The sequence below is a fragment of the Clostridium chauvoei genome (assembly GCF_002327185.1).
Classification (GTDB): Bacteria; Bacillota; Clostridia; order Clostridiales; family Clostridiaceae; genus Clostridium; species Clostridium chauvoei.
In genome coordinates this window covers 154,950-181,309 of the sequence record NZ_CP018624.1, presented here as the reverse complement: position 1 = coordinate 181,309, position 26,360 = coordinate 154,950, and the positions used below count along the sequence as shown (strand labels likewise).

22 protein-coding genes and 1 pseudogene are annotated in these 26,360 nt (G+C 28.5%); 3 read left to right on the top strand and 20 right to left on the bottom strand.

What is annotated here, in order from left to right:
- Positions 1–619: 619 nt before the first annotated feature.
- From BTM21_RS00895 to rpiB, 5 genes are all read right to left on the bottom strand, one after another.
- A complete protein-coding gene (locus tag BTM21_RS00895; RefSeq protein ID WP_021876603.1) occupies positions 620–1,801 on the bottom strand; it encodes an acetyl-CoA C-acetyltransferase in 1,182 nt (393 codons plus the stop codon).
- A gap of 118 nt (positions 1,802–1,919) precedes the next feature.
- Complete coding sequence (wecB, locus tag BTM21_RS00890) at positions 1,920–3,071, bottom strand: non-hydrolyzing UDP-N-acetylglucosamine 2-epimerase (protein WP_021876604.1); 1,152 nt, start codon at positions 3,069–3,071, stop codon at positions 1,920–1,922.
- 17 nt (positions 3,072–3,088) lie between these two features.
- Positions 3,089–3,583, bottom strand: a complete 495-nt coding sequence (locus tag BTM21_RS00885; protein ID WP_021876605.1) for a deoxycytidylate deaminase — start codon at positions 3,581–3,583, stop codon at positions 3,089–3,091.
- A 182-nt stretch (positions 3,584–3,765) separates the two neighbouring features.
- Positions 3,766–4,395 (bottom strand): uracil phosphoribosyltransferase, encoded by a 630-nt coding sequence (gene upp / locus BTM21_RS00880; RefSeq protein WP_021876606.1) that lies wholly within the window; start codon positions 4,393–4,395, stop codon positions 3,766–3,768.
- Positions 4,396–4,441: 46 nt separating this feature from the next.
- Positions 4,442–4,891, bottom strand: a complete 450-nt coding sequence (gene rpiB / locus BTM21_RS00875) for a ribose 5-phosphate isomerase B (RefSeq protein ID WP_021876607.1) — start codon at positions 4,889–4,891, stop codon at positions 4,442–4,444.
- Positions 4,892–5,069: 178 nt separating this feature from the next.
- On the opposite strand from rpiB, the gene BTM21_RS00870 reads away from it, so the two are divergent.
- On the top strand, positions 5,070–6,509 hold the full coding sequence (locus BTM21_RS00870; protein ID WP_079481036.1) for a DDE-type integrase/transposase/recombinase: 1,440 nt from the start codon (positions 5,070–5,072) through the stop codon (positions 6,507–6,509).
- Positions 6,510–6,801: 292 nt separating this feature from the next.
- On the opposite strand, the gene BTM21_RS00865 is transcribed toward BTM21_RS00870, so the two are convergent.
- From BTM21_RS00865 to BTM21_RS00845, 5 genes are all read right to left on the bottom strand, one after another.
- A complete protein-coding gene (locus BTM21_RS00865; protein ID WP_021876608.1) occupies positions 6,802–7,845 on the bottom strand; it encodes an L-threonylcarbamoyladenylate synthase in 1,044 nt (347 codons plus the stop codon).
- Positions 7,846–7,864: 19 nt separating this feature from the next.
- Positions 7,865–8,452 carry a hypothetical protein gene (locus tag BTM21_RS00860; protein WP_079481636.1) on the bottom strand — a complete coding sequence of 196 codons (588 nt, stop codon included), beginning with the start codon at positions 8,450–8,452 and terminating at the stop codon, positions 7,865–7,867.
- Between the two features lie 56 nt (positions 8,453–8,508).
- Positions 8,509–9,594 (bottom strand): peptide chain release factor 1, encoded by a 1,086-nt coding sequence (gene prfA, locus BTM21_RS00855; RefSeq protein WP_021876610.1) that lies wholly within the window; start codon positions 9,592–9,594, stop codon positions 8,509–8,511.
- 63 nt (positions 9,595–9,657) lie between these two features.
- A complete protein-coding gene (gene prmC, locus BTM21_RS00850) occupies positions 9,658–11,415 on the bottom strand; it encodes a peptide chain release factor N(5)-glutamine methyltransferase (RefSeq protein WP_079481637.1) in 1,758 nt (585 codons plus the stop codon).
- A 25-nt stretch (positions 11,416–11,440) separates the two neighbouring features.
- Positions 11,441–12,028 carry a thymidine kinase gene (locus tag BTM21_RS00845; protein WP_079481638.1) on the bottom strand — a complete coding sequence of 196 codons (588 nt, stop codon included), beginning with the start codon at positions 12,026–12,028 and terminating at the stop codon, positions 11,441–11,443.
- 283 nt (positions 12,029–12,311) lie between these two features.
- On the opposite strand from BTM21_RS00845, the gene rpmE reads away from it, so the two are divergent.
- Positions 12,312–12,518, top strand: coding sequence for a 50S ribosomal protein L31 (gene rpmE / locus BTM21_RS00840; protein ID WP_021876613.1), 207 nt, complete (start codon positions 12,312–12,314; stop codon positions 12,516–12,518).
- Positions 12,519–12,655: 137 nt separating this feature from the next.
- The gene (locus BTM21_RS00835) at positions 12,656–13,765 is read left to right on the top strand and encodes an MGDG synthase family glycosyltransferase (RefSeq protein WP_021876614.1); all 1,110 of its coding nucleotides are present in this window, start codon (positions 12,656–12,658) and stop codon (positions 13,763–13,765) included.
- A 14-nt stretch (positions 13,766–13,779) separates the two neighbouring features.
- On the opposite strand, the gene rho is transcribed toward BTM21_RS00835, so the two are convergent.
- From rho to BTM21_RS00785, 10 genes and pseudogenes are all read right to left on the bottom strand, one after another.
- The gene (gene rho, locus BTM21_RS00830; RefSeq protein ID WP_021876615.1) at positions 13,780–15,174 is read right to left on the bottom strand and encodes a transcription termination factor Rho; all 1,395 of its coding nucleotides are present in this window, start codon (positions 15,172–15,174) and stop codon (positions 13,780–13,782) included.
- 381 nt (positions 15,175–15,555) lie between these two features.
- A pseudogene (locus BTM21_RS00825) lies at positions 15,556–17,162 on the bottom strand (CTP synthase).
- Between the two features lie 169 nt (positions 17,163–17,331).
- Positions 17,332–17,637 carry a hypothetical protein gene (locus tag BTM21_RS00820; protein ID WP_079481639.1) on the bottom strand — a complete coding sequence of 102 codons (306 nt, stop codon included), beginning with the start codon at positions 17,635–17,637 and terminating at the stop codon, positions 17,332–17,334.
- A gap of 136 nt (positions 17,638–17,773) precedes the next feature.
- Positions 17,774–18,190: a YwiB family protein gene (locus tag BTM21_RS00815; RefSeq protein WP_021876618.1), complete on the bottom strand. Its 417-nt coding sequence runs from the start codon at positions 18,188–18,190 to the stop codon at positions 17,774–17,776.
- 9 nt (positions 18,191–18,199) lie between these two features.
- On the bottom strand, positions 18,200–19,189 hold the full coding sequence (locus BTM21_RS00810; RefSeq protein ID WP_079481640.1) for a DUF814 domain-containing protein: 990 nt from the start codon (positions 19,187–19,189) through the stop codon (positions 18,200–18,202).
- Between the two features lie 80 nt (positions 19,190–19,269).
- Positions 19,270–19,923, bottom strand: a complete 654-nt coding sequence (gene spoIIR / locus BTM21_RS00805) for a stage II sporulation protein R (RefSeq protein ID WP_079481641.1) — start codon at positions 19,921–19,923, stop codon at positions 19,270–19,272.
- A 61-nt stretch (positions 19,924–19,984) separates the two neighbouring features.
- On the bottom strand, positions 19,985–20,827 hold the full coding sequence (gene ispE / locus BTM21_RS00800) for a 4-(cytidine 5'-diphospho)-2-C-methyl-D-erythritol kinase (RefSeq protein WP_079481642.1): 843 nt from the start codon (positions 20,825–20,827) through the stop codon (positions 19,985–19,987).
- 139 nt (positions 20,828–20,966) lie between these two features.
- Entirely contained in the window at positions 20,967–23,591 is a 2,625-nt protein-coding gene (gene cphA / locus BTM21_RS00795; RefSeq protein WP_079481643.1) for a cyanophycin synthetase, read from the bottom strand.
- Positions 23,572–24,408, bottom strand: coding sequence for a cyanophycinase (locus BTM21_RS00790; protein WP_021876623.1), 837 nt, complete (start codon positions 24,406–24,408; stop codon positions 23,572–23,574). Before BTM21_RS00790 ends, cphA begins: the two co-directional genes overlap by 20 nt.
- 179 nt (positions 24,409–24,587) lie before the next feature.
- On the bottom strand, positions 24,588–26,168 hold the full coding sequence (locus BTM21_RS00785) for a DUF3794 and LysM peptidoglycan-binding domain-containing protein (protein WP_021876624.1): 1,581 nt from the start codon (positions 26,166–26,168) through the stop codon (positions 24,588–24,590).
- Between the last annotated feature and the right edge of the window lie 192 nt (positions 26,169–26,360).

Sequence of the window (26,360 nt, the reverse complement as noted above, 5' to 3'; positions counted from 1 at the left end):
TATAATCATTTATTATCATTTTACTTAATGCAATTCACTAATAATAAGTTTTTTATAACAAACAGGCAAATTTAACCACAATTATTCATTTGTCAGAATATTATAAACATTGAATTTTCACCTTTCTTTTTATGTTAACATTTTCATTTGTCTTTAAATACGTTTTTTTTGGGACAAAGTCTTTTTTTTATCATTTTTTATTATAGTTATATATATATACCTAAAAACTTATTAATATAATATTTTCTATAAATGAATAATTTATTTTTAATTTATTCATTTTTTTATTTTTTTTCTTATTTTTATATTATTATTATACTATTAATAATATAGGTGAATACCTGTTAAACCTTTAATTACAATGATTTAGCACCAAATTAAAGGTTTTATATTCTTGTATAATAATTTATAATTTAATGTTTATAATGAACTTTCATTCTATTTAATAAGTTTTTTAATATTTTTGAAAATAGTAAAATTTACTGTATAATTATGTCGATATTATTCTTTATTATTATATGTTTTTTTATTTTTTTAATACAAAAAAGACTTTCAAATTAAATTGAAAGTCTTTTTAACTATTTTAATATATAATCTATTTTATTTTAAAAGATAATTTTTATAATCTTTCTACTATCATAGCAGTTCCCATTCCACCACCTATGCATAGAGTAGCTAAACCTTTTTTAGCATCTCTTTTTTGCATTTCGTGAAGTAATGTTACTAAAATTCTAGCTCCTGATGCTCCAACTGGATGACCTAGTGCAATAGCTCCGCCATTAACATTTACTTTGCTTATATCAAAGTTTAAATCTCTAGCAACTGCAATACTTTGAGCTGCAAATGCTTCATTTGCTTCTATTAAATCTATATCTTCAATTTTTAATCCTGAAACTTCTAAAGCTTTCTTTGTTGCTTGGAAAGGTCCATATCCCATAATTGATGGATCTACACCTTTATGTCCATATGAGATTATTTTAGCTAAAGGTTTAATTCCTAATTCCTTAGCTTTTTCTGCACTCATTACAACAAATGCTGCTGCTCCATCATTTATGCCTGATGCATTACCAGCTGTTACTGTACCATCTTTTATAAATGCAGGTTTTAATTTTTTCATACCTTCTATTGTTGAACCAAATCTTGGGAATTCATCAGTATCGAATACTTTAGGTTCTCCTTTTCTTTGAGGAATTAAAACTGGAACAATTTCATCTTTAAATTTACCTTCTTTTATAGCTTTTTCTGCTTTTAATTGTGATTGAAGAGCAAATTCATCTTGTTCTTCTCTTGTTATGTTCCATTGTTTAGCTATATTTTCAGCAGTAACACCCATATGGTAGTTATTAAATGCATCCCATAAAGCATCGTTAATCATTGAATCAACCATTTTTCCATCGCCCATTCTTTGTCCCCATCTTGCTGTTCTTAATAGGTATGGTGCTTGTGACATATTTTCTATACCACCTGCAACTACGATGTCAGCATCCCCAGCTTTTATCATTTGAGCTGCTAATGCTACAGTTCTTAAACCTGATCCACATACTTTATTAATAGTCATAGCTGGAATTTCTATTGGTAACCCAGCCTTAACAGCTGCTTGTCTTGTTACATTTTGTCCAAGTCCAGCTTGAATAACATTACCCATTACTACTTCTTCTATTTGTTCCCCTTTTACCCCAGCTCTAGTTATAGCTTCTTTAATTACTAAAGCACCTAAATCTGCTACAGATACATTTTTTAGTGCTCCTCCAAAAGATCCTATTGGTGTTCTTACTGCACTTGCAATAACTACTTCTCTCATTATTATAACCTCCCTAAGTTCGTCGTTAGAATTTTCTTATTTGTTAAACAATTAACACAATTTCATTATACCACTTTTATTTCTATAATCAACCTAATCTTTTATATTTATTTCCAGTTTATCTAACAAATTCTTCCACTTTTTCTTCTCTAATACCAAAATATTTTTCTATTGCATCAGCTATTCTTTTTGATGCTAATCCATCTCCATATGGATTTACAGCTTTACTCATATCATTATAAGCTTCATTATCATTTAATAATTTATTTGCTTCTGATACAATTTTTTCTATATCTGTACCCACTAATTTTACAGTTCCATAGCTAACAGCTTCGGGTCTTTCTGTTACGTCTCTTAGCACTAATACTGGCTTTCCTAAGTGTGGTGCTTCTTCTTGTAACCCACCAGAATCTGTCATAACCATAAAGCATTTGTTCATTAGGTTATGAGTTTCTTTTGTATCTAACGGTGATAATAAGTGTACTCTTTCTATATCTCCTAGCTTTTTAGTTACTATATCTTTTACTATAGGATTTAAATGTACTAAATACACTAATTCGACATCTTTATTTTTTTCTACAATTAATTTTAGAGCATCACAAATATTTTCTATACCTTCGCCCCAATTTTCTCTTCTATGAGCAGTAATCATAATAATTTTTTTGTTTTTGAAATCTATTTCATTTAGTTCTTCATTGTCAAAAATATAATTATCTTTTACTGTATGAAGCATAGCATCAATTACTGTATTCCCAGTTATATATACATCATCTTCCTTTATACCTTCTCTTAGAAGATTATTTTTTGAACCTTTAGTTGGAGCAAAATGTAAATCTGCTAATGAACCAGTAAGTTTTCTATTCATTTCTTCTGGAAACGGAAAATACTTATCAAAAGTTCTAAGCCCAGCTTCAACATGACCTACTGGAACTTGTTGATAAAACGCTGCTAAAGCACTTGAAAAAGTCGTTGTTGTATCTCCATGTACTAATACCATATCTGGCTTTTCTTCTGTAAATATTTCTTCTAAACCTTCTAAGATTCTATTAGTTATTCCAGTTAATGTTTGTTTTGATTTCATTATATTTAAATCAAAATCTGGAGTTATATCAAAATATTCTAACACTTGATCTAACATTTCTCTATGTTGTGCTGTTACACATACTTTAGCTTCTAACCCTTCTCTTTTTTCTAATTCCTTCACTAATGGCGCCATTTTTATAGCTTCTGGCCTAGTACCAAATATTGTTATTATTTTTTTCTTATTCACTTTAAAATCCTCCTCTATTAATATCCCATTTCTAATTTAATAGCTAAACTATCATCTTCCTCTATCCAAGACTCTACTAATATTGTCCTATACTCATTTTTACTATCTCTTATTACTACTTCTTTTATTCCAGCATTTATAATCATTCTTTTGCACATAGAACAAGAATTAGCATTTAAAACATATTCCCTACTGTTAGCATCTCTTCCTACTAAATATAAAGTCGCTCCAATCATATCTCTTCGAGATGCACTTATTATAGCATTAGCTTCACTATGAACACTTCTACATAACTCATAATGAGTTCCTCTTGGAACATTCAACTTTTCTCTAATACAAGTTTTCATATCTATACAGTTTTTTCTACCTCTTGGTGCTCCTGTATATCCACTTGATATTATTTCGTCATTTTTTACTATTATAGACCCATAATTACGACGTAGACATGTTCCTCTTTCTAGAACAGTTTCTGCAATGTCTAAATAATAATTATGTTTATCTCTCCTATCCAAAATTTATCCACCTCAATATTTATATGATACTTATAAAAGTTTAATTTTTATGTATTTTAATTATACCAATAATAATTTTGTTTTCAAAGATGATACATTTACTGTAACTATGTAGAAATTTAATTTTATTAAAGAATAAGGTTTAAAGATTGCATAGCAAACTTTAAACCCCTTTTAATTAATTATTTAGTTCCGAATAATCTGTCTCCAGCATCTCCTAAGCCTGGTACAATATATCCATGTTCATTTAGTTTCTCATCAATTCCAGCTACATATATATCTACATCTGGATGTTCTTTTTGTACTAATTCAATTCCTTCAGGTGATGAAATTAAGCACATTAATCTTAAGTTTTTGGCTCCTCTTTTCTTTAATATTTGTATTGCATCTGCTGCTGAGCCACCTGTTGCTAACATTGGATCTACTACTATTACATCTCTTTCTGCAATATCTTGTGGAAGTTTACAGAAATACTCTACTGGTTGTAATGTTTCCTCATCTCTGTATAATCCAACATGACCAACTTTAGCTGCTGGTATAAGCTTTAACATACCATCTACCATTCCAAGACCTGCTCTTAATATTGGTACTATAGCCATTTTCTTCCCTGACAGCATTTGACATTTCGCCTTACAGATTGGAGTTTCTATTTCTACTTCTTCAGTACTTAAATCTCTTGTTACTTCATATGCCATAAGCATTGAAACTTCTTCAACTAATTCTCTAAAATCTTTTGCACCTGTATCCTTGTTTCTTATAAAAGCTAATTTGTGAAGTATTAATGGATGATCGATTTGTGTTACTTTACTCATTTTTGTCTCCTCCTCTAATCTATAATTCTATAATAATTATTAAAAATTATTTGCTATATTTTTTCTCAACTTCAGATACTTTATCTATTCTTAATTGATGTCTACCGCCTTCAAAGTTAGTATTTAAGAAAGTCTTTACTATATCTAATGCTAATCCAGGTCCAACAACTCTTTGACCTAATGTTAATATATTGGCATTATTATGTTCTCTAGTTGCATGTGCACTAAAAGTATCTGAGCATAAAGCTGCTCTTACACCTGGAACTTTATTTGCTGCTATACCAATTCCTATTCCTGTACCACATACTAGAATACCAAAATCGAATTCTTTTGCTACTACTGCTTCTGCAACTGGTACTGCATAGTCTGGATAATCACATGAATCCTTAGTGTTAGTACCAAAATCCTTTATTTCATATCCTTCACTTTGTAAGTATTTAATTATTTCTTCCTTTAATTCTATTCCACCATGGTCTGAACCTAATGCTATTTTCATATAATAGTCCCTCCTGTTTAGTTGTTAGTGTAAAGTTTTTTACACTACTTTTCTTTTTAAATCTTTATATATCAAGGTTTCGCCAGTTTTTTTGTATAAAAAAATAACGACCCCCTAATTTCATGTTAAAATTGAATCTCTAACCAAACAAAATCACACATGAAAGGATGTCGTTATTATGGATTCAATTATAACTTATTTAATTACTTATAATCAATATTTAATTGCCATTATCGGTCAATTACTTTTATTCATCTCAAAACATATTCCACTTAACCAGATGATATTTGATGATTCTAATAGTCCAGAATACCAAAAATTCAAAGTAGATAAGCTACCCACAATTATTAGATTTGAAAAGGTAGACTATATATTACTTTTAGCTTATTACAAACATAAATATAACAAGACCGTAAAACCCGTCCAAAGACGGAACGGGAAGTCTATCCCTAAAAAAACTAAATGTCCTAAGTGTGGTGCACCACATGAATATATATACGATAACAATGGCAGTAAAGGACAGTTTCAATGTAAAGTTTGTGGTCTTACATTTAAAGAAACTAATCACACAACTAAACCAATAGTATTTATATGTCCTTATTGCGGTGCTACGCTTACGGAACAAAAGCAACGCAAGCACTTTAAAATACATAAATGCAATAATTCTAAATGCTTATACTATCAAAGAAATCTTAAGAATCTTCCAAAGAATATTGATCCTTGTGATAAATACAAGTATAAGCTTCATTACATATATCGTGAATTTAATATTAACTTCTTTAAAATGGATCTATATCCAATATCAAAACATGCTACCGGATTTAGTTTTAAGAAGTTTAGCCCGCATATAATGGGACTATGCTTGACTTATCACGTTAATTGTAAAATGTCTACAAGACAAACAGCTCATGTTTTAAAAGAAGTTCATGGAATAAAAATTTCACATAGAACTGTTGCTAATTATGCTCTAACAGCAGCTGCTGTTATTAAGCCGTTTGTTGATACCTTTGATTACAAACCCTCTAAAATACTTTCTGCCGATGAAACTTATATAAAAGTAAAAGGCATTAAGCATTATGTCTGGATTGTAATGGATGCTTGTAAAAGGTCTATTCTAGGTTATCAAGTATCTGATACAAGAGATACTGGCCCTTGTATACTAGCAATGCGTATGGCTTTTGATAAGTTTAAAGACTTCCCTGGAAAAGCTTTAAACTTCGTTGCCGATGGTTACAGTTCATATCCGTTAGCGAAGCAACAATTTGAATTAGAAAAAAATAAAGAATTTAATCTAACTCAAGTTATCGGACTTACTAACGATGATCCAGTATCTGAAGAATTTCGTTGGGTTAAGCAAGTTGTAGAGCGTTTAAACCGTACCTTTAAATCTTCCTACAGGGGTACCTGTGGTTATGGAAGTGATGAAGGTGCTCTTTATGGCTTCTCCCTTTGGGTTGCTTATTACAACTTCTTACGCCCGCATCCTTACAATTACTGGCGTCCTTTAAACGAATTAAAGCAACTAGATGGTATTGACAATATGTCTGCAAAGTGGCAAATTCTTATCAGTCTCGGTCAACAAACCATATTACATATGCAAGAATCACAAACTTCTTGATAAATCATAAAATCAAATATTGATTAAGTTTTTGCCTCCGTTACCGAAGGTCTTTTTAGCATATTCAATTTTAAAATTTTCTTAGATATTATAAAGATATTTTTAACTATTATTCCAAATTAGCCATAAGCTATTTTTTCATACGAAACTTTACACTATCGTTTAGTTAGTAATTAATTGTCTTAAGGATACTTTAAAGATATCCTTTTTTAGTATTATATTTATAATTAATTGTTAAACATTAATTATCTATAAAAAAAGGAAGAAAAGATTACCTCCTTCCTCCCTTAAACTATACTTCGATTATATCAAATCCTGCTGCTTTATTTAATCTATTCATTATAGCAACACCTACGCCTTTTTCTTCAAAGGCTTGACATAAAATAACATCTACACCTAAATCATCACAATATCTTAAAGACTCAAATATATTTCTTGCAACATCATTTAAATCATTGCCTAATGAAACTACTTTTCCATATTTGAAATTCTTTATATTATCCTCAGTAGATAAAATTGCTACACTCTTATGATTTTCTATATAATTGTGTATCATTTCATTGATTTTTTCAATAGTTTTTTCATTTTTTCCTTTTATTATTTTCAAGTTTGCCTTCGGAGCATAATGTCTATACTTCATTCCTGGTGCTTTAGGCTTTAAATTTTCTGAAGGTTTCCCTTTAATAGCAGGGTCTAATTCTATCTCTTCATTAATATCTTTAAGCATCTCTATAGTTATTCCACCTGGTCTTAAAACTACTGGTGGATTTACTGTACAGTCAACAATTGTAGATTCTACTCCGACATCACTTTTCTCTCCGCCTAGTATATAATCAATTTTTCCAGATAAGTCCTCTACACATCTTTCCATTTCTGTAGGACTTGGTCTTCCTGAAATATTTGCAGATGGTGCTGCTATTGGACATCCTGAAGTTTCTATTAACTTTAATGCTATATCGCTACTTGGCATTCTAACCCCTATTGTATTAAGACCTGCACTTGTAACATCCGGTATTACCTTTTTTTTATTTAAAATAATTGTTAATGGACCCGGCCAAAATTTTTCAATTAACTTTTGAGCAATTTCTGGTATATCAGAAACAATATTATTTATATCCTTTGATGCTACATGTACTATTAATGGGTTATCTTGTGGTCTACCTTTTGCCTTAAATATTTTCGCTACTGCTTCTATATCTAATGCATTTGCACCTAAACCATATACTGTTTCTGTAGGAAAAGCTACTATTCCCGATTCTCTTATGATTTTAGCAGCTTCTTCAATATATTTTTTATCTTTGTCAATATCTTTTATGACAGCTACCCTTGTTTCCAAAAGTTCTACCTTCTTTCAATTAAAATTCAATTTGATCTCTTGCTATTTTTATATTTTCTATAGCTGAGGAGGTATATGTTGCTCTAACACAATTTCTATAAATACAGTCTAATAACTCATACTTCCTATATCCGCCTCTTTTAATTATTTGAAAATAATATATATCTTCAGGCTCTAGCTTTTTAAGCTTTAAATATTTATCACCAGTCTCTGGATACCTTTTTAAAAATACTTTCGTAATTGGTCTTAAGGATTTATTTTTAAATCTAACAGTTGTTACAATTATTATTTCTAAATCATCTTTTGCTTTTTCAGTATGTACTATCTTTACTTTATCACATAATATTAAATTTTCACTTAAGAATAATCCATTTTTCATTTTTAATTTATTATTGCTACATGTGAAATCTAATTTATAATAATTTGCTTTAATTAATACTGCTAATACTATTAGTAATTCAATAATACTTAAATAACTCCATATAAATATTGATTGTATTTTTGATAAATACAATACTGTTGGAAGAATTACAAATAGTATCAACATCATAAGAAAAAAAAGCTTTTTTCTATTCTTTTCTTTTTTTAATGCCCTTTTTATTCTCATCTCTCTTCCCCCAGTTATTTTAAAAGCCCTACATTTATAATGCAAGGCTTTTAATATTACATAGCGTCTGTATTTCCCATTTGTTTCATCTTCTCTGCTTGATCCGCTGTCATTAATCCATTAAGAACTTCATCTATATCACCATTTAAAAATGTTTCTAACTTATATAATGTTAATCCAATTCTATGATCTGTAACTCTACCTTGTGGATAGTTATATGTTCTTATTCTTTCACTTCTATCCCCTGATCCAACTTGGCTCTTTCTATCTTCAGCTATACCAGCCATTCTTTCTGCTTCTGCTGCTTCATATAATCTTGATCTTAATACCTTCATAGCTTTTTCTTTATTTTTAAGCTGTGACTTTTCATCTTGACATGCTACTACCATACCAGTTGGAAGGTGAGTTATTCTAACTGCTGAATCTGTAGTATTAACACATTGACCACCATTACCTGAAGATCTATAAACATCTATTCTTAAATCTTTGTCATGGATTTCTATTTCTACATCATCAACTTCTGGTAAAACAGCAACTGTTGCAGTTGATGTATGTATTCTACCACTTGATTCTGTATCTGGAACTCTTTGAACTCTGTGAACTCCACTTTCATATTTAAGCTTTGAATATGCACCATGACCTTTAATCATAAATACAACTTCTTTAAATCCACCGATATCAGTTTCATTTGAACTCATCAGTTCAACAGTCCATCTTTGATTTTCTGCGTATCTTGTGTACATTCTAAAAAGGTTAGCTGCAAATAAAGCTGCTTCATCTCCACCTGCTCCACCTCTTATTTCTACAAATACGTTTTTATCATCATTTGGATCTTTAGGTAATAAAAGTATTTGTATTTCATTTTCTAATTCTTCTTCTCTTGTTGTTAACATTGAAATTTCTTCTGAAAGCATTTCTCTCATTTCTTTATCACTTTCTTCTGATAGCATTTCTTTGTTAGCTTGTAAATCTTCAACTACAGTTTTATATTCTTTATATGCTGTTACTATAATTTCTAAATCCGCATGTTCCTTACATAGCTTTCTCCATTCACTTTGGTTAGCCATAATTGAAGGATCAGATATTTTTACTGATAGTTCTTCATATTTATTTTCTATAAAAGCTAATTTATTTAATAACATAAGTATCACTCCGTACTATATTTTTTCACATTTTTTTATTATATCATAGGAGTTATCAGTTTATCAAGAATGAAAGTTTCCAATCACTACTCTATCTAAGCCTGCTAAATCTCTTATAATTTTTATGTTTATAAAATTTTCTTCCATTAATGTTTTTAAATCTTGTGCTTGATCATGTCCTATTTCAAAAGCAAGCACGCCACCATCTTTTAAAACTTTTTTACTTTCTTCTATTATTCTCTTATAAAAATCTAAGCCATCTTCACCCCCTGATAAAGCTGTATGAGGCTCATATTTTTTAACATCATCCATTAATGTATTAATTACTTCTTCTTTAATATAAGGTGGGTTTGAAACTAAATAATCATATTTTTTCCCTTCTTCTATAACTTTATTTAATAAATCACTTCTAATAAAGTTAACACGTTCTTCTAGATTATTTCTTTTTATATTTTTTATTGTTACTTTTTCTGGAATATCATAATAATCTATAGCATCTACTTCTATATTCTTTCTATAATAAGCCAATGATATACCTATAGCTCCACTTCCAGAGCACAAATCGCATATTTTTGAATTACTGTCTTCTGGTATTAATTTCAATACTTCTTCTACAAGTATTTCTGTATCAGCTCTTGGGATTAATACTCCTTCTTCTACATAGAAATTTAATGCCATAAATTCAGTTTCACCTAAAATATATTTCATAGGCATCTTATCTTTTCTCTTATTTATAAGATTTAAAAATTCTATCTTATATTTATTATCTACCTTTTCCTCTCTATGAGTAATCAAATAAAGTTTATCTTTTTCTAAAGTCTTACCTAATAAAAGTTGTGTGTCTAAAAGATATGTTTCTATTTCATTATCTTTTAATGTTTTTACTCCAATATCAAGCAATTGACCTATTGTTTTTTTAGGTTCTTCAATTCCTTCTGCTCTAATTAAAGCTGCAATTGCAACTTCTATTTGATCATCATTTGGTTCTCTAGTTGTTAACTCTTGTAACTTCAGTCCAGGATAAGCTATTATTCTAGCCAGCTTATTATCATTTTTTCCAAGCCATCTAATAATTTCATAAGTTATTCCTGACACTACAGGTATTAGTATTATTCTTAAAATTAATCTTTCTATAAAATTCCCCCAACCAGTAAAGGTAAAAATTATTATACTTACAAACATTATTAAAAATAAAAAGTTTGTTCCACATCTTGGGTGGAATCTACTATGTTTCTTAACATTCTCTACTGTAAGGTCTTCTTCTGATTCATAACAAAATATAGTTTTATGTTCTGCTCCATGATATTGAAATACCCTATATATATCGTCCATTTTACTTATTCCATAAATGTATACAATTAATATGGTTATTCTAATTATTGCTTCTATAAGATTTAATTGTATGGGATTAAGCCCTATCCCCTTAAAAATTGAAGCAATCCCTGTTGGTATAGCAACGAATAATCCAACAGCAAGAACCATTGAGAAAGCTAAGGTAGCTCCTATTATTAAATCATTTGCTTTTTCACCAAACTTATTCTTAAGCCAGATTTCAAATTTTGATGGCTCGTCATCCTCTTCAAAAAATGATGCTGAATAATTTAACGTCTTTATACCTGTAATTAAAGAGTCTATTAGTATAAATATTCCTCTAATAAAGGGTATATTTAAGTATTTATACCTTTTAGTTATCGGTATTATTTTTTCAAACTCAACTTCTATATCATTATTAGGTGTTCTAACAGCTGTAGCTTGACCTTTGCTCCCTCTCATCATTACACCCTCAATAACTGCCTGGCCCCCAACCTCACATTTTTTCATTTTTATCACACTCTCACATCATATTTTAATTTTTATTTCGATATTTAAAATAGCAATTACCACATAATGATTCATACTCTACATTATCTATATGATCTATAGCTATTTGCTCCCCTTCAAAAACAAAACTACCATTAATTTTTCTTCCATTTAATAAAGCTTTTCTTCCACACTTACAAATAGTCTTCATTTCTTCTATACTATGTGCAACAAGTAATAATCTTGTACTTCCTTCAAAACCTTGCATTTTAAAGTCAGTTCTTAGTCCATAACATACAACAGGTATATCTAATACTACTGCTACTTCAAATAATTGATCTATTTGATAACTTTTTAAAAATTGAACTTCATCTACTAATATACAATCTAAAGTACCAACTTTATCTCGATATTTCTTAACTTCTTCAAGTATATTATCATCTTCACCTATTACTAAATTAACGCTTCTTTCTACTCCAAGTCTAGAAACTAATTTCTCTCCACCTTTTTTGTCTGTTGATGGTTTTATTAAGGCTACTTTCATTCCTCGTTCTTCATAATTATGGGCAACTTGCATGAGATGTGTTGATTTTCCTGAATTCATTGCCCCATATCTAAAATATAACTTACTCACACTAATCTACTCCTTTTTTATCTATATAATATCGATTATAACATTATAAATTCATATTAACAAAGAAAATATTTGCTATTATGTAATCCATATAGCTATATTTATTTCACTTGTATTAATTGATATTTTTAATTTTTATGTCTCACTATTTTCTCCCACTTTACATACTTTTACTAAAAATTACTTATTTAAACACATTCCTTTAATAGCTATTCTTATTGACTGTTTTTTAGTGTTATGCTATACTCTAGAAGTTATGTAACAATCGAAAGAGGTGAAAAATATGAGAGAAGGCATACATCCAGAATACAACCATGAAGCTGTAGTTAAGTGTGCATGTGGAAATACTTTTACAACTGGTTCTGTTAAAGACGAACTTAAAGTAGAAATATGCTCTAAATGCCACCCATTCTTCACTGGAAAACAAAAAATCGTTGATGTTGGCGGAAGAGTTGATAAGTTCAACAAGAGATTCAACCTTAACAAATAGAAAATACTGGGAAAGACTTGTTCTTTCCCATTTTTCTTATATTTAAAATAATTTCTTTCTCATTTATGATATAATAATGAATACTATACATATTCATTCTAAATTTTATATTAGTAAAAAGTGAGTGTTTTTAAATTATGAAGAAAATTTTAATATTTAGTACTTCAACCGGAGAAGGTCATAATCAAGCTGCAAAGTCAATCTCTAAAACTTTTGAAGCTAATGGTTATGAAGTTATAATAAATGATTTCTTAGTAAGTAACAGCAAATTATTAACCAAAGCCTTTGTTGGTGGTTATGAAATATCCGCCTCTATTTTCCAAAAAACTTACGGCTTTCTTTATAAGCTTACTGATAGTTTCCTTAGTAATAAGGCTCTTACAGTAATTTGTTTTTTACTTAGAAAAAAAATGTTTAAATATATCAATACTGTAAATCCCGATGTTATTTTACTTACTCATCCATTTGCAGTTAATATTATGGGAACTCTAAAAAGAAAAGGCTTACAAACCCCTGTTATATCTATAGTAACAGATTTTAAAGCCCATTCTACTTATATAGATAAAAATATAGATGCTTATATAACTGCTAGTAATTTTACTAAAGAAGATTTATCTAAAAGAGGAATATCTAAAGAGAAAATTTTCCCTTTTGGTATCCCAGTTAAAGATGAATTTCTTCAACACAATTCAATTATACATGCCACTAAAGATAATGAATATTTTAATATATTATTAATGAGCGGTAGTATGGGACTTAAAAATATATCTTATGTACTAAAAGAACTATTAAATAATTCTCATAAGCTTAGAATTACAGTTGTATGTGGAAATAATCATAAACTTAAAGAAGATTTGCTTAAAGAATATAAACATATTATTAAAGATAAAAAACTTCATATATTAGGATTTTCTAGAGATATTGATTCATTAATGGACTATTCAGATTTAATAATAAGTAAACCTGGCGGATTAACAGTTACAGAATCAATAAATAAAAAGTTACCTATTTTAATACCTTTTGCAATCCCTGGACAAGAAACTCAAAACATTGAATTCCTTACATCCGAAGGATATGCATTGTATATTGATAATTTACTAGAACTTAATCTAGCTGTAGATTCTTTAATAGATAACCCAAAAAAATTACAAGATATGCGTGATAGACTTAACTTATTAGCTAGTAGTTACTCTAAAAGTAATATTGTTAAACTCGCTGATAGTTTAATAAATAAAAAGAAGGGATAATAAGTCCCTTCTTTTTATTTACGTTCTATTTCACTTTTATTAAATATACTTATAAACTCATTATTATTTTTAGTTTTAGATAACATATTTATAAGTTTTTCCGTTACATTTTCAACATTACCTTCTTTATACATTACTTTTCTTATTGAATAAGCTACTTCTTTTTCTTCTTCATTTAATATTAAATCTTCTTTTCTAGTGCCAGATTTATAAATATCAATAGCTGGGAATATTCTTCTTTCTTGAAGTTTTCTATCTAAATGTACTTCCATATTTCCTGTACCTTTAAATTCTTCAAAAATCATATCATCCATTCTTGAGCCAGTATCTACTAATGCTGTAGCTAATATAGTTAAGCTACCACCCTCTTCAATATTTCTAGCTGCTCCAAAGAATTTCTTTGGCATAAGTAATGCTCCTGGATCAAGACCACCTGATAATGTTCTACCTGTTGGTGTTATAGTTAGATTATAAGCTCTAGATAATCTTGTTAAACTATCTAATAATATAACTACATCTTTACCTTGTTCAACCATTCTTTTTGCTCTTTCTAAAACCATTCTAGAAACTTTAGTATGATTTTGAGGTTCTTCATCGAAAGTAGAATAAATAACATCACCATTTATAGATCTCTTCATATCTGTTACTTCTTCTGGTCTTTCATCTATAAGTAATACTATTAAAGTTATTTCCGGATAATTTTTAGATATATTTTGAGCTATTTTCTTTAACAATGTGGTTTTACCAGCTTTAGGTGGAGCTACTATTATACCTCTTTGACCTTTTCCTATAGGACAAACAATATCCATTAATCTAGATGATAAATCTCTTTCATTATTTGTTTCTAAATGTAATCTTTCTTTAGGATATATTGGAGTTAATGTTTCAAAGGATTTTCTTCCTACAGCTCTTTCTGGATTTTCTCCATTTACTCTATCTACATAAAGTAATGCTTTAAACTTTTCTCCTTCTTTAGCTTCCCTAACCTTACCTTCTACTTCATCTCCAGTTCTAAGATTAAATCTTCTAATTTGAGATGGTGATACATAAATATCATTTTCACCTGTTTGATAGTTATTACATCTTAAAAAGCCAAAATTATTATTTTCTAAAATCTCTAAAACACCTTTTGCTGTATTAGATTCATTTATCATAACCTTAAGTCTTTCTTTCTTTTCTTCTCTATTCTCTTCCCTAATATCAGTTTTATTTTCTAATATGTTCCCTTGTTTTGGCATTATTCTTTCTTGTAAAATTACTCCATTCTTTTCTATAGCTTTAGGTGAATTATCTATAATAGCATCTATAAGTTCTAACTTTTTTAATTTACTTATGTTTTTTATTCCTTTTTCTTTAGCTATTTCTTTTAACTCAGCTAATGTTTTCTTTTCATATACCTCTTTGGTCAAAATGGCACCTCCACCTTATATTAAACTAATTTACATATTTTATATAAATTGTTAATTATTCTTGTTATAATTAAACTCTCTTATATATACAACACTAAAACCATATTTAATTTTAAACTTAAATTTTGGGAAAATTGTTATATACTTATAACTAAAAGATATGCTTTTAAGATTTCTATCTGTAGTATACATTATGATGTAATTAAATACTTTTTTCAAGATAATTTTGCCTACTTACTCTATAAATTTTCCCCTATATTTTATAATTTAAACTAAAATAATATAAAATTTCTCTTTATAAAGATATACGATAGATATAATTTTGTATAAAAAAATAATATAGAGTAGAAATTTAAATCTCTACTCTATATTATTTAATGATTATTTTTCACTATCTTCTACCGCTGCTTTTATGAATCCTTTAAATAATTGATGTGGTCTATTTGGTCTTGATTTTAATTCTGGATGGAATTGTACTGCCACATACCATGGATGATCTTCTACTTCAACTATTTCTACTAATCTTTCATCTGGACTTGTTCCTGCAATCTTCATTCCAGCTTCAGTAATTCTCTTTCTAAATTCATTATTAAACTCATATCTATGTCTATGTCTTTCATAAATAAGCTCATCATTGTATTCTTTATAAGATGTGCTATTTTCATTAAGTTTACATGGATATAAACCTAGTCTCATAGTTCCACCTAAATATTCAATATCCTTTTGATCTGACATTATATCAATTACAGGGAATTTAGTATCCTTATCTATTTCTGAACTGTTAGCACCTTCAAATCCTAATACATTTCTTGCAAATTCTATTACTGAACATTGCATTCCTAAACATATTCCTAAGAAAGGTTTTTTATTTTCTCTTGCCCATCTTATAGCTTCTATCTTTCCTTCAATTCCTCTATCTCCAAATCCACCAGGTACTAATACCCTTGGCAATCAGATAATAAAGAATTAACATTTTCTTTAGTTACATCAACAGAATTAATCCACTTTATCTCAACATTAGAATCATTGGCTAATCCACCATGATTTAATGCTTCTACTACTGAAATATATGCATCATGTAATTCTACATACTTTCCAACTAAAGCTATCTTTACATTCTTACTAAGATTTTTAACATTTTCAACCATTTCTGTCCATTCACTATTGTCTATGTCTCTACATCCTAATTCTAACTTTTCACAAACTAATCTATCTAAACCTTCTTTATGTAACATAAGTGGAACTTCATATAAATGTTCAGCATCTAAATTTTGTATTACACATCTACCTTCTAAATTACAGAATAGACCTATTTTTGATTTTAGATCATCTGATAATTCTTGTTCTGATCTACATACAATTATATCTGGTTGAATTCCTATACTTCTTAATTCTTTAACTGAGTGTTGAGTTGGCTTTGTTTTTAATTCTCCAGCTTTTCCTAAGTAAGGTACTAATGTTACATGTATAAAACATACATTTTCTCTACCAACATCGTATTTTATTTGTCTTATAGCTTCTAAAAATGGTAATGATTCTATATCTCCAACTGTACCACCTATTTCAGTTATAACTACATCAACATCTTTTTCTTTTGATACTCTATAAACTCTTTCTTTTATCTCGTTAGTTATATGAGGAATTACTTGTACTGTTCCACCAAGATATTCTCCTCTTCTTTCTTTTGATATAACAGACCAATAAATTCTACCTGTTGTTACATTATTGTTTTGACTTAAGTTTTCATCAATGAATCTTTCATAGTGACCTAAATCTAAATCTGTTTCTGCACCATCATCTGTTACAAAAACCTCTCCATGTTGGTATGGGCTCATTGTTCCTGGATCTATATTTATATATGGATCAAATTTTTGTATTGATACCTTTAATCCTCTATTTTTTAGTAGTCTTCCTAAAGAAGCTGCTGTTATTCCTTTTCCTAATGATGATACTACACCACCAGTTACAAAAATATATTTAGTATTCATTAATTTCCTCCCTGTGAGAAATATATTTTATAATTACTGTTGACACTATAACTCTATCTTGATATAATAGTAATCACCCACTAAATAAAATGGGTAATTTGCGTCTAAAATTATAGATTATATATTATCACACTTGTTTTTTAAAATCTAGTGTTTTTTTCGTGTTTTTTTATATAATTTTATCTAATCCTTCCTCAATTTCAAAATACAATTCTCTAAAATCCTTATTAATCAAGAGTTTTTCCTCTGCTTTTCTTAAATTATAATTAATAGTTTTTCCACTAATTACATTTATTATTGCTTGTAACTTTTCTTTTTCTAAACATTTATAATTTTTTAACAATAACAATAATAAATATCTATTTTCTTTCTTTTTTATAAATATATGAAATTCATCTTTTGTAATATTAAAATACCTACATAAAACAGTTACAATTATAGTTGTCTTGTCTATCCCTGGGGTGTAATTAACCATAATACCACCTCACAACTTCTTTTTTTGTATACTGTCCTATTTATTTATTCCATATACATTTATTTGATAATTTTATTTTAAAAATAATTAAAGACTTTGTATATTTAATCATTATACAAAGTCTTTAAGATATAAATTATTGAATTTTTACGTTAACTGAGATTTTAGTCATTATCGGCTCTTGGCCTGATATAGCCATGGAATATTTAGCAATTAAATCTCCACCATTTTCGTCCATATCTATTTCTAGATAATCAGTATGAATTTGTAAATCCATCATTCCATAAGGTGTATTATATAAAGATACAGAAGTTTCACCCTTCTTAAAATCCATCTTTGTACTTACATTTCCTTGTCTTTCTAAAACAAAAGAATCTCCTAATATCTTTAATGTTGTTGTAGTTCCATCCATTCCTGAAATTTCTGTTTCTTCATAAATTGCTTTAAATCCATCTTCATCAATTAAAAACTTTCCCGGCGTAACAACTTCTATAATATCCTTTTTATCTAAGTCAGTAAAACTTTTTACTGAAATAACAGCATTTTTCTCCATATATGCCTCCTATTTAATAACTATTAAATATTTTTGTAATTCTTCATCAGTTATAGGCGATACTTTTATAGAGTCTTCAAACTTAGTTCCATATACTCCATATATAACTTCTACTTCTTGCTCTTCTCTCCCTTTACTATACCTAGCTGCTATTCTTGCTGCAAAATCAATTTCATCCTTTGATGGCTTACCTTGAACAACAACTAATGCTCCTGTATATTTTGACGCATTCATAGCTAAAAAGCTATCGTCTATGTATTTTTTTATTTCTTTTACTTCATCACCTGTTCTTGCTGCAATAACCTTAACGTTTTCTGATATTCTAAAATGTCTTCCATATCTTAATAACTCTATTTCATTTTCTGATACTATATCAGAATGATCTAAAGCATCCTTTAATCTTATTGCATAACCTGGTTCTGTTAATTTACATCCACCAGCAGGTGATGGATACTCAGTAATTCCCCATTTTTCAGCTAATTCCATTTGAGCTTTTCTTGATCTTCCTGTTATGTTTAATAACTTTTCTCTATCTACTAAGCCATCACGTTCCATTTCTGTTTCATCTAGATTCTTAGCACATAGTGGTCTTAAAATTTTATTTGCAAAACCAGACTCTTTTTTTACTATGTTTAACGCTTGTCTATTTTGAGACATAGGTCTTTGATTTAAAACTTCGCCAGTAATTATAAAATCTGCTTTAAATTTTTCTAATAATTCACCTGAGTGTCTCATCATCATAGCATGACAATCTATACATGGATTCATATTTTTACCCCATCCATGTTTAGGATTTTTAACCATATTCATATGTTCTTCTGAAAAATCTATAACCTCTAAAGGTATGTCTATTTGTTTTGTCATTCTTTTTGCACTTTCTTCACTGAAGAAATATGATTTAAAACAAATCCCTATAACTTCTATTCCTTGATCTTTAATTAACTTAGCTGCTAGTATACTATCTAGTCCTCCAGATATCATAGCCAATGCTTTTGTCATTTTGTTTCCCCCTAAAATTAATTTATTTTACCTATCATATAGTTTAAATTTCTTCCTTGAATTAATCAAGAGATTTAATTCTATTTACTCTCTTTATTAGAATTACCTTTTAATGATTCTAATAACTTAAATTTAAACTGAACTTTTTTCTCTTCATCTTTTTTTGCTTTAGCTTCATCCATTAACTCTTCTAACTTTTCTTCTGTCTTATTTGTTGTAATAGCATCCTTTGTTCCATCTACAAAACATAATGGCGGAAACATTACACACCACCAGTTTTGACCACTAGCTTTACCTATTAATATTCTAAAAGCTTCATATTCACCTTGTGGAAATACTAAATCACCATACATTTTGTCTGGGAAATTCTCTCTTGATAACATACTTGTTACTTCATAATTATAACCATTTTCTTTAATAACTGCTCTGGCAATATCCTCCATAGCCTTTTGATTATTTAGAATTTCTTTTCTAGCGTCATCTAAAGTCTTACATCCACTTACTTTAGTTGATGCATATTCAACAACCTTGTCCCTTATTTTAAGTTTCAAAGCTTGATCTTCATCACTATCACTGTTTGCTATAACATGAAACCTAATAATTTCATCTGCTACATCTTCATAATTTACTTCTAATTTTCCATCTACTTCTTGTCCAATCTTTTGCTTTTCACAACCTATAAATAAACCCATTATAATTATAAAACTAATTACTGTTAAAAATCTCTTTCTCATAATACTAAACCCCCTTATGACTTAAAGTATTGCCACTTCTAGGAGGTTTATACATTGATTTTTAAATTGTTCTTGTTATATATACATCTTCATATTTTTCTTTCATCTTTTCAAAACATCTTTGTGCTTTTAGCATATCTTCGAAAAATCCAAATACACTTGGTCCACTACCACTCATCATAGACCCTATAGCCCCTTGTGCTTTCATTTCTTCCTTTATTCCTATAATTATTTTATGTTTTCTTAAAGTTACATTTTCAAGTAAGTTTTTCATATTGTTGCTAACAAAACCTAAATCATCTCTATTCATTGCAGTAATAAGTTCTTCTGTTTTAGGATGATTTATTGCTTTTGCCAAATTAAATTCTTGATAAACACATTTAGTTGATACTCCAAATGGTGGCTTTACTAAAACTAATATTTTATTTTTAAAAGGTTTTAAACTAGTAACAATTTCTCCTACTCCCTCACAAAGTGCAGTTCCGCCTTTAATACAGTACGGTATATCTGCTCCTAATTTTAAACCCAATTCCATTAATTCCTCTTCTGGAGCATTAATATTAAATAAATCATTCATAACTTTAAATACTGCTGCTGCATCAGTACTTCCACCTGCTAATCCTGCTGCTACGGGAATATTTTTCTTTATATTTATACAAACCCCTGATTTTATTTTGTATGTATCTTTAAATAACTGTGCTGCTTTATATGCCAAATTTCTTTCATCAATCGGTATATAATGTTTATTACACTTTAGAGAAATCCCTTCCTTTTGTTTTTCTATAGTAACTTCATCATATAAATCTATATTTTGCATTATCATCCTTAATAGATGATACCCATCTTCTCTCTTTCCAACTACATCTAGTGATATATTGACCTTAGCATATGCTTTAATCTTCATATATTCAAATCCTTTCACTCTTATCTTTATTACTAAGTAAGATTTAAAATAAAATTCAGGGTTTTTATATAACCCTGAATTTCATATATTAATTATATATATTTTTTAAATATAGTAAATATAAGAATATTTAAGATTTTTATAATGAACTTATTCTTAAGTTTTCACTCTCTTTTTTATTCCCTTTATATTCTTTAATAACCTCTAATAAAGGCTCTAGTTCTTCAAAAAATATTATAACAGTATCTCCTTTAATACTTTCTTTTAATGCAGTTTTAAAGGCCTCTACTTCATTTAATATTATCTTTGTAGATATATTTTTATTATTATTTTTAACTCCCTTGAAGATAAAATCAGCTGTTTCTCCAGATTTTCTTCCTCTTCTATCTAAGTCTTCTTTTATTATTATTTTATCTAAAAGTCCTGATGATATTTTACCTATTTCTTCTGCCATAACATTACTTCTATCTCCAGGAATTCCGATAACTCCATATACTTTTCCTTTAGTTATTTCTTTTACTGATGATAAAACAGATCTATATCCTTCTATATTATGGCCATAATCTAAAATAACATTAATTCCGTTTACATCATAATAATTAAATCTACCAGAATTATTCTTTGAATTAAGACCATAACTATTTAATCCATTTTTAATCATACAATAATCTACTTCTAAAGCTACTAAAGCTCCACATACAGCTAATGTATTTTCTATATTAAAAGATAACTTTCCATTTAATGTTATAGGAATTTCATTTATATCACATATTTTATATACTCTATTGTTATTAGTTACTGTAAGATAGTTATTTTCTATATATATTGCAATGCCACCATTTTTTATACTTTCTTGTATTAATTTATTATCTTTTCTTTTGCTAAAGAATACTTTTTGTGCTTTAACTCTTTTAATAATTTCTTTAGTCCATTTATCCTCAGCATTTAATACAACATATCCATCTTCCTTAACTGCTTCAGCAACTAAAGATTTAGTAAAGCATAAATCCTCCATTGTATTTATCCCGTCTATACCCAAATGATCTTCAGTGATATTAGTTATTACAGCTACATCTGCTATATCATAAGCTAATCCTTTTTTTATAATACCACCTCTAGCAGTTTCTAAAACTGCTACCTCTACTTCTTTATTCAACAATATAGTTTTAGCACTTTGTGCTCCTGTATCATCACCTTTATGGATACACGTATCATTAATATATACTCCATCTGTACTAGTCATACCTATCTTATATCCCATTTTAGAAATAACATGACTAATTACTCTAGTTGTAGTTGTCTTTCCATTAGTGCCTGTAACTGATATTATTGGGATATTTTTAGGTTTATTATTATATAGCATATTAACTATAGCATCACCTACACATCTCTTTTCTCCTTTACTTGGATAAGAGTGCATTCTTAAACCTGGTGCTGCATTTACTTCCATTACTATTCCATTATCTTTTATAGGAATCGCTATATCTTCTGTACATATATCTATTCCACAAATATCTAAACCTATTGCTTTAGCTGCTCTTATACATAATTCTTTGTTCTCTTTACAAATAATATCTGTACAATCTACAGAATCACCTCCTGTAGATAAATTAGCATTTTCTCTTAATTTTATTTTTAATCCCTTCGGTAAAATTGTATATAATCCTACCCCTTGTTCATTTAGATATTCTTCTAATCCCCTATCTATCTTCACTTTAGTTAACGGTTTTTCATGATCTTCTCCTCTTAATGGGCTACTATTTAAATCATCTATTAAATTTTCTATAGTTTTAATTCCATCTCCTATTATAAATGGAGGAATTCTTCTTGAAGCTGCAACTACTTCATAATTTATAACGCATACTCTATAATCATTTCCTTTATGGTATTCTTCTAGCATTAAATTTTTAAATTCACTAGATAATTTATTATATGCATTTATAAGTTCATATTTATTTTTTATATTTAAAATTACCCCTTTTCCTTTGTTTCCATATTGAGGTTTAATAACAAGAGGATACCCAATTTCTTCAGCACTTTTAATTAAACTTACAATATTGTATATTTTTTCGCCTCTTGCTACAGGGATATTTTGTATTTCTAATAGTTCTTTAGTTAATAATTTATCACAAGAAATATCTACAGCTACACAACTTGTATTAGCTGCAATAGATGCTTCTATAATTCTACCTTGCTTACCATAACCTATTTGATAAAAGCCGCTTTCTCCTAATTTAGTTACGGGAAGCCCCCTAGCTACTGCTGCATCACAAATAGATTTTGTACTTGGTCCAATTTCCTCTTCTTTTAATATTGCTTTTAATATTTCTGTTCTTTCTTCTAGATTTATTGGCTCTTTATTTATTAAAGCATTTATTATATCTATAGCTAATCCAGCAACTTCTAGTCCAAGTTTTTTGTATCCATATTGAAAAATTATATAATATAAATCATCTTTTATTTCTCTTGATTTACCATAAGATACTTCAATTCCTAAATTGTTTTGTATTGCAATTATTATATGTTCACATATATGAGCTAAATAAGTTCCCTCTTCTAGTCTTTTTACAAAACCATGATCTTCATCAATTCCACATCTATGATTATTTAACTCTGGGATCATATTTAATAAATTGAAATTAAAGTCTTCAATATCCTTACTTGGTATTTCACAATAACCTTCTAGATCTACATCAATTCGAATGCACTTCTTATGAGAGTATATATTTCTCCCATCATAAACTTTAGTTTTTATCATTCTCATTTTTACGAATTTCCTCCTCACAAGGTGACTTTTTTAAAAGGTTAAATTTTTTTCCTTCGTTAAGCACATGTAATTTAACATTAAACATGCTTAATATTTCGTCTCCATGTTGCTCTGATACATTACTATGTGTTATACAACTTGCATCTACAAAATAAACAGCACCTGTTCCTATAACTTCAGCTATTCCTTTATCTGTTACTACAATAGCCGTATCTTCATCTATTCCAATACCCAATACCTCTGGATTTTGTGCTATACCAGTTAATAATCTTCCTATTCTTCCTCTTTGTGCAAAATGTTGATCTATAATTACATTATCTATAAAACCAAGTCCAGGAGACATTTTTAATGTGCACTTTCTTGGTGATTCTTCATCTTCCCCTTGCACAATCATAGTATCACTCATCACTGATGCTCCTGCTGATGTCCCAACAATAATACAACCTCTTTCACTTGCTCTTTTTAATCCATCGTAAATAGGAGTGCCTCCAACTAAACTTGTTATTCTTAGTTGATCTCCTCCTGTAAAAAATATTAAATTAGCTTTATCAATATTTTTAATATTTTTACTGTCAAATGATTCATTTCTATTTGTTATATCTAAACTTTCTATATTTTTAACGCCTAATTTAGTAAATACTTCTTTATACTTTTGAAGAGCTTCCTTAGGATATTCAGTAGCTATTGTTGCTACTAAAATTATGTCCTTATCTTTATTTATCGAATTACAAACCTTTTTTAGAATTTCTTTATCTCCTTCTTTGTCTTCCGCTCCCCCGATTATTATTAGGTTTCCACTTATCTTTTCTCTCATAAATTCACCTCTAATCTTGCATTTGTTATTTTATCCACCCTTCTTTGTTATTATTCATAAACTAATAAAATTATAAGTTAATTCTAGGATTAAAATAAAAATGGATATCTAAAAACATATAGTTTCTAGATATCCATTTATAACCAATATAGCCATTGATAATTGTATATTTTTATATACTAAAATATTGCTCTTCCAGGAATTATAATTCTATCTCCAACTTTTAAATCTTCTTGACTTTCTAAATCATTTAATTTCATCAATTCATCTATTGTTGTACAATATTTTTTAGCAAGATTCCATAAAGTATCTTCTTTACCTACTACATAAATAGTAACTGAAGCTTTTTTCTCTTTCTTTTCTTCTGGTCCCTCTATTATGTCTGTAACCCATTCTTTATTTATTTTATAACATACTTTTGCTGATACAGCTACTGTAGCTCTTATAGCTATAGTATTAGCTTCAATACTTGCATCTATATTTTCTAGTGAAGCTTTAGCTATTACATCCATACCTTCTTTTGCACCCTTAAATTCTATTGAAGTTGAAAATGGCATTTCTCCACTTGCAATTCCATAACACACTTCTTCATCAGTAGATTTATATAGTACAATAGCTTTTATCACGCCTTCTACTCTAACTCTATCGTCTTCTACTATCTTTTCTAGTATGCTTGCATTTCCTGATGTACAAATTATTTGTTCTATTTTAACCTTTTCGTCTTTCACATAAATATTATCTTTTACCATTACCTCAGTGGAATTTGTTCCTTGAATTATGCCTAATTCATTATTAACCTTACTTAATTCCACATTCATTGATGGAGAATATGCATCTTTTAATAATTCAATCTTCTCTTTAGAGTATACTTTAACTTTACCTTTAATTTGGAATTCAATATTAACTACTCTACTTTCTCCTAAGTCATCAGCTGCTATAGTACATTCACTATTTTTAACTTCTAGTCCTAATGTGCTTATCATATCACTGCCTATACCTACTAACTCTTCTTCTTTAGATAGATAAACATCATCTTGTAATGTTACAAGTTCTTTATTTTCTTTCCCTTTATATAAAACATCTATCTTACAATAGCATCCTACATAAATTCTATCTTCTCCAACTTTAATTTCCTTTTTATGAAGATTCATTGAACATTTTAATACTTCTTCTATTTCAGGTTTGTCCATTGTAACCTTCATCATAGATTTTCCAATTAACTCTAAATCTTTTTGTCCTTTTACTGAATTAATAGTTTCTTCTTTTTTAAGTATTTGTATATCTTCTTTTCCTTCTATATCTTTTACATATTCAAACTCACCACTTCTATAAAGTTCCCACTTTAATGCAAGTAAGCCATCAATTCCAACTTTTCTTTCATTCATCCAGCTTGCTTCAATATGTTCTATTTCACATTCAACTTCGCATAATACTCTATGTTCATCATTATCAAGATCAAGATAATTAGCAAACTTCTCAGTAAATTCTACTGAATGTATCTTATTTGATGGAGCATCAGATGTTACTTCATCTTTTGGTAAATAAAATACAGTGTAATTTAATTGACCTTCTACCATAACTTTATCTCCAAGGACTTCCTTGTTAGTAATACTCGCTTTTCCCTCTACCCCTAGTACTTCTTTCATATCTGGGTGTGAATCTCTAATTAAATATTCTCCTTTTAACACATGATTAGATGAACTTTCTTTTATCAATTGTTCATATTGAACACTCTCTTTTATTATATCTATTTGTGACATATTATCCCTCCTATAGAATAACTACTATAATTTATATTTACATCGATATATATTTATTCATATATAAATATATTGTTTCAAAAATCATACTCTTTTTTTTACATTTTCAGTAATTTAATAATCATTTTTCCTTATTTTTAAGCATTGATTGTCGAAAAAGAATATTTTTTAAAATTATTTTAGTTTTATGTG